Below are 5,218 nucleotides of genomic sequence, written 5' to 3'. Positions count from 1 at the left end.
AAACGCGCTTGGTGACTGACTGCGGCCATGTTCATCTCAGCACGGTGTGGATTGCCTGCAGAATAACATTTTTATGACACAGTAGGACTAGTGAGATGCCTCCAAGCCAACTTACTCGCTTTGCTTCGAGGACCTCTCGACGAAACAGCCCGCTCATGCCGTCACCGCACTGGCCAACTGCTGCTCTGTCCCATGAGGCTCAGAAGGCCTTAGGTCGTGCACGATCGCACCTTCATTCATAACTAGAACTCGATCAGCGCTCCCAATCGTCTCAGGCCGGTGTGCAATGATTACCCTAGTCAGTTTCAACTGACGCACGGCATTGTTTACCAAACGTTCGCGCTCCACGTCGAGGTTACTAGTAGCTTCGTCCAGGAGCAGTAACAGTGGCTTCCGATACAGCGCCCGCGCCAGAATTACCCGCTGCTTCTGACCACCCGACAGTGTGGTACCCATGTCACCGATCAGGCTGTTGTACCCCATTGGCATCGCGGCAATGTCGGCATGCACTGCCGCGAGTTTGGCCGCATCTTGCACTCGCCCTTCGTCCACACTTTCATCGCCAAAGGCGATGTTCTCGCAAATGCTTCCAGCAAACAGCTGATCTTCCTGCATGACGGCACCAATGATGCGGCGATATTTCTCCATTCCTATCTTAGTTAAAGGAATTCCACCTATGCATATTATTCCCTCGGTAGGAGTAAGTAGCCCAAGCAATAGCTTTAGCAAGGTGGTCTTTCCGCAGCCGGATGCTCCAACAATAGCTACCGACTCTCCAGGCTCAATCGTGAAGCTGCAGTCCCGAATGATCCACGGTTCTCCTGAAGCATATCGAAACCCTAAACCCTTTACCTCAATGCGCAAATCGATAGGCAAGTCCTCGTTAACTGCTTCTCCCCTGGTAGCTTCGGGATCGGCTAGAACTATGTCAGAGAGGCGTTCGCCATGCAGCCGCAGCATTCGAAACTCCATCCACTTGTCGATCAATCCGCTGATTCGCTGAGAGAACTGATCCTTGTAAGCGAGGTAGGCGATGAGCATGCCCACTGAGAAAACGTTCTGCATCGCCAGTATCGCACCGATCCAGATAACTGCGATGCGTTCCATGCCAAAGATAAGTTGGCTGGTGCTGCTAAAGATCAAGCCGATTCGCGCCAGAAAAACTTCACGATTGACGGTTTCGTTGATAAGGTTGTAGTAGCCCGAGCGACGTTGAGTTTCCTTACCTGCAATTTTTATCGACTGCACGCCGCGAATAGTTTCCAGTAGATGACTCTGCTGACGGGCCGATGCGATCAGTTGCTGCTCTGTGCCGTCTCGCAGCGTACGAAATGCCATCGAGCGTGCTACGAGATAGAGCGCGACTGCGAACAACGTTGCTAACGCAAGCTTCCAGCTGTAGAGCAGCATCATCCCAAGTGTGACGATAGCCATCAGGCCATCAATCAATGCCTCAACGAAACTTGTAGTCAGGGTCCGTTGAATTGCTTGCACGCTATTCATGCGAGAGGTGATGTCGCCTAGATGTCGCTTCTCGTAGAAGCCCAGAGGCAATCGGATCAAATGACTAAAGACGTTTCCTGTCCATTGCAGGCCGAGACGATTGGACAGATGGATTACCGCCCACCCTCGCACAACACCGATGCTAACTTGAAGCAGCAGCGCCAATCCGAAACCGAGGCCGAGGACCGTCAATAGATCTCGGTCAGCCGCGATCAACGCCTGGTCGACGACCCACTGCATGAAAAATGGCGCAAGCAGAACGAACACTTGTAGTGCCAACGAAAGCGCTAGGACGAGCATGAATGCGCGCCACAAGCCGCTGACTCTTCCTGTCAACTGCGAGATCGCGATCGCTGGAGGGCGTTCCATGGGTCGCATCTCTGCTCCCGGGCTAAGCTCCAAGGCAACTCCGGTGAAGTGCTGCGAGAACTCTGTCAAGGGAAGCGATCGCTTTCCGAACGCAGGATCAAAGACTGTGACGTCGCGCTTGCGGACACGTGTGAGTACGACAAAGTGATTCAGATCCCAGTGCAGGATGCAGGGGAGCTGCAATTCGGTGAGATGCTCTAGATCCAATCGCAATGGGCGGCACATAAGGCCCATCTGAGCTGCGATGTCCATCACTTGAGAGAGCGTCGCACCTTTTAGCGAAGGAGAATGACGTCGGCGAAGCTCTCGTAAACCTATGCGATTCCCGTAATGTGAAGCAATCATTGCCAAGCAGGCAAGTCCGCATTCAGCGGCTTCAGACTGAACTACCGTATCCATGCAACTCGCTTCAGAGTCCGGTTGAAGTGGGTGTGTGGTTTCGTGCAGAGAGCGACTCTGAGCTCAGGAGTGATCCAGGGAGGGATCCGTCCTCGCAGCAACGGAAACACGTCCATATAACTAAATTGGCAGAGCTCTGAGAGGCGCATCTACACCACAAAATGGCTCCCTTCTTATCGAAGGGAGCCCACTACTTTAGCGAAGATTCTGAGTGGTATGTCCGGCAAGGTTGTAGTAAAACGCGATCTCCAACGCGCCTTGCCAGTTGAGGGCCTCGTAGCTGGTTTCGCCGTTATCAATCACAGTGATGACGTTCTCGCTGAAGCCGCCGCCAACTTGCTGAATCTCGTTCATGTTCATGATGCGCATACTTCAATCTCCATTTGTTATACATAGCATTAAGATGATCGCCCCTTCTTCATGAAGGGGCGACGCAGGCTCTCCAGAACAACCAGAGAGATTCGGTAACGATCAGATCGCCAGAAATATGTCTCTAAACAGTTGAATCTACAGCTTTGAGAGATCGGAGGGACGGAAGCCGAATGCAAGCATTGAAAGTACGTATACGCTCGAACCGAGGGCGACCAATGCTGTCAGCCAACCAATCCTGACTACCTCCGCTGACAAGGTAAAATCTGGTGCGAAATACAGGCCGCAATAGATGGCACACCCCATTAAAATGCACGAAGCGCAAAGGCGGAGTAAGAAACTGATCCACCCTGTCGAGCGAATGTAGCCTTTCTGCTTTGTAAGTGCCGACCATAGAAGTAAGACATTAACATAGCTGGCCAGCGCACTCGCCAGTCCGAGCGCCACATGTAGGCCAGGTGTGCTCGCCAGCGTTTCCATTAGACCGCGGTCACGCCAATCTTGGGCTTTATAAGATAGGAGTGCGCCAAGCAGCACCACATTGAAGACGGCGTTGGCGACAAGTGACGCAATGCCAGCCCTGACTGGGGTACTTGTGTCCTGTCGAGAAAAGAATGCAGGTACCAAGACCTTAACGAGAGCGAACGCCGGGAGGCCGACGCTGAGCGCGAGCACTGACATCCCCGCCATATTGGTATCGAATGCCGTGAACTTCCCACGCTGGAACATCGTCGCCACCAAAGGCTCCGCCAGGGTTGCGAGTCCGACCATAGCGGGAGCTGAAATCATCAGAGTGACACGCATGCCCCAGTCCAACGTATCGTTAAATGCCCCCCCGTCATTTGAGACATGGTGACGCGACAGCGTGGGTAAAATCACTGTGCCGAGTGCGATCCCGAACAGTCCTAGAGGAAGCTCAAGGAATCTGTCAGCCTGTGTAAGCCAAGTCTGGGATCCAGCAACTAAGGCGGCCGCCAGGAATGTATCAAACAGGAGATTCACTTGAGCTACCGAAGAGCCAAAAAGCGTTGGTACCATCAAGCGAAGTACTTTTCGCACCTCCGAGTCCCGCCAGTTCCATCTTGGCCAAACAAACAAACCGAGACGCGCTAACGAAGGTATCTGGAATATCAATTGAAGTATTCCGGCGATCAGTACTGCCCAGCCCATGGCCACAATGGGAGGGTTAGCGACTTTTGAGCCCCATACCGCACCAATTATCATGCAGATATTGAGAATAACCGGAGTTAATGCTGGTATTGCAAACTTCTGAAAGCTGTTGAGAATACTTCCAGCCAGGGCTGTCAAGGAGACGAAGAAAATGAATGGGAATGTTATTCTAAGCAGTTCACTTGTGAGCTGAGCCTTTTCCCCATCCGTATCGCCGAAGCTGAAGACTGAAGCCACTGAAGGTGCCAGCAAGACGCCTGCAGCAGTGACTACAAGCAAGGCAGCCCCGAGTATCCCCAGCATATTGGCTACGAAAGCAGGAAGCTCTTGAGGACGACGCGACTTGACTTCCACCAATACGGGAACAAATGCGCTAGCAAACGATCCTTCAGCGAATAGTCGTCTGAGAAAATTTGGGATTCGGAACGCTACCCAGAACGCATCGCTCGCGGCAGTTGCGCCAAAGGAGGCATTGATAGTTAAATCACGAATTAGGCCCAGCACGCGCGACACAAGCGTCATTGAGCTAAAAGAAATCAGACTGCGAAACAATCCCGAGCGCCCAGCATCCCGCTTCATCCTAAATGCCCGATGGTCAAATCTAAAAAGGCTAAGGCCAACTTCGGACCCTTAGTTACCCTATATGCGTCTACCTAAACCCCCAACCGCTCATCTCGCGCGCTTTTTTCCCGGCTGCAGCCAGTCTTAGCGAGCTAGTACTTTATACCGGATACTGGCGAAGCCTGTCAAACGAGCCATTGTAGCAGCAGGGGGCTATGCTGATGTTGCTGGGAGCCCGGCATCAGCAGGCGCCCGATGACCGCTCGACTTTGGAGCTACTCGCCTCTACCTTACAGTGCGAATCGTCGCAAGGAAAATTGGGTCTTCGCGGATCACTGTGGGTGGAATCGAGCGTTTTCGGGTAGTGGCGGCAGGAGGCTGGCGATGATCTTGAGCTTGAGGAAATCCTCGTCGTGATAGCCGTAAGCGCTGCGCTGGATGACCCGGATCTTGTTGTTGAGCCCTTCCACCAGGCCCAGACTGACATTGTGGTCCGGATGGCAGTACGCCGCGATGCCGTTCCAGTGCCGCTCGATCACCCGCACGAACTTCTGGTAGGGCGCCAGCCGCTGCCAGCGTAAACTCTGCTCCCAGCGCTCGAAGAAATCCCGTGCACTACGTTCGGTACGGTAGCTCCACAGTTGCCTGAAGGACTCTTTCAGCAGGTACGCCGTGTTCAAACGTTTGTTGGCCGCCAGCAACTTGGTGAGCGCACGGCGGCCATCCAGCGTCAGGTTTTCGCGGTTGCTCAGCAAGGTGTAACGCTGGCCCTTGATGTAGCTGCGATCCTGGCCTTGAAGGCGCTTGTACTCGTCGCGCCGCACCTGATCGAGCGCGTCGGACAGGT

4 protein-coding genes are annotated in these 5,218 nt (G+C 53.5%); all 4 read right to left on the bottom strand.

Going from position 1 to position 5,218, the window contains the following annotated elements; translation table 11 throughout:
• Nucleotides 1-153: 153 nt before the first annotated feature.
• Nucleotides 154-2,271 carry a peptidase domain-containing ABC transporter gene (locus XcuCFBP2542_RS18440; protein ID WP_104605658.1) on the bottom strand — a complete coding sequence of 706 codons (2,118 nt, stop codon included), beginning with the start codon at nt 2,269-2,271 and terminating at the stop codon, nt 154-156.
• Nucleotides 2,272-2,466: 195 nt separating this feature from the next.
• A complete protein-coding gene (locus XcuCFBP2542_RS19655; RefSeq protein ID WP_158251469.1) occupies nt 2,467-2,640 on the bottom strand; it encodes a hypothetical protein in 174 nt (57 codons plus the stop codon).
• A 138-nt stretch (nt 2,641-2,778) separates the two neighbouring features.
• Nucleotides 2,779-4,362, bottom strand: coding sequence for a murein biosynthesis integral membrane protein MurJ (gene murJ / locus XcuCFBP2542_RS18435; protein WP_208800355.1), 1,584 nt, complete (start codon nt 4,360-4,362; stop codon nt 2,779-2,781).
• 341 nt (nt 4,363-4,703) lie between these two features.
• Nucleotides 4,704-5,218 (bottom strand): transposase (locus XcuCFBP2542_RS18430; protein WP_211293036.1); only part of this gene is annotated, 515 nt, incomplete at its 5' end.

It is taken from the genome of Xanthomonas cucurbitae (assembly GCF_002939885.1).
Taxonomy (GTDB): Bacteria; Pseudomonadota; Gammaproteobacteria; order Xanthomonadales; family Xanthomonadaceae; genus Xanthomonas; species Xanthomonas cucurbitae.
Note: the sequence above shows the minus strand (reverse complement) of the source record. Positions and strands in the feature narration are given on the sequence as shown.

What these genes read in the sequence shown, in the direction of transcription:
- XcuCFBP2542_RS18440 (WP_104605658.1), bottom strand. Translation starts at nt 2,271, where the DNA reads ATGGATACGGTAGTTCAGTCTGAAGCCGCTGAATGCGGACTTGCCTGC.
- XcuCFBP2542_RS19655 (WP_158251469.1), bottom strand. Translation starts at nt 2,640, where the DNA reads ATGCGCATCATGAACATGAACGAGATTCAGCAAGTTGGCGGCGGCTTC.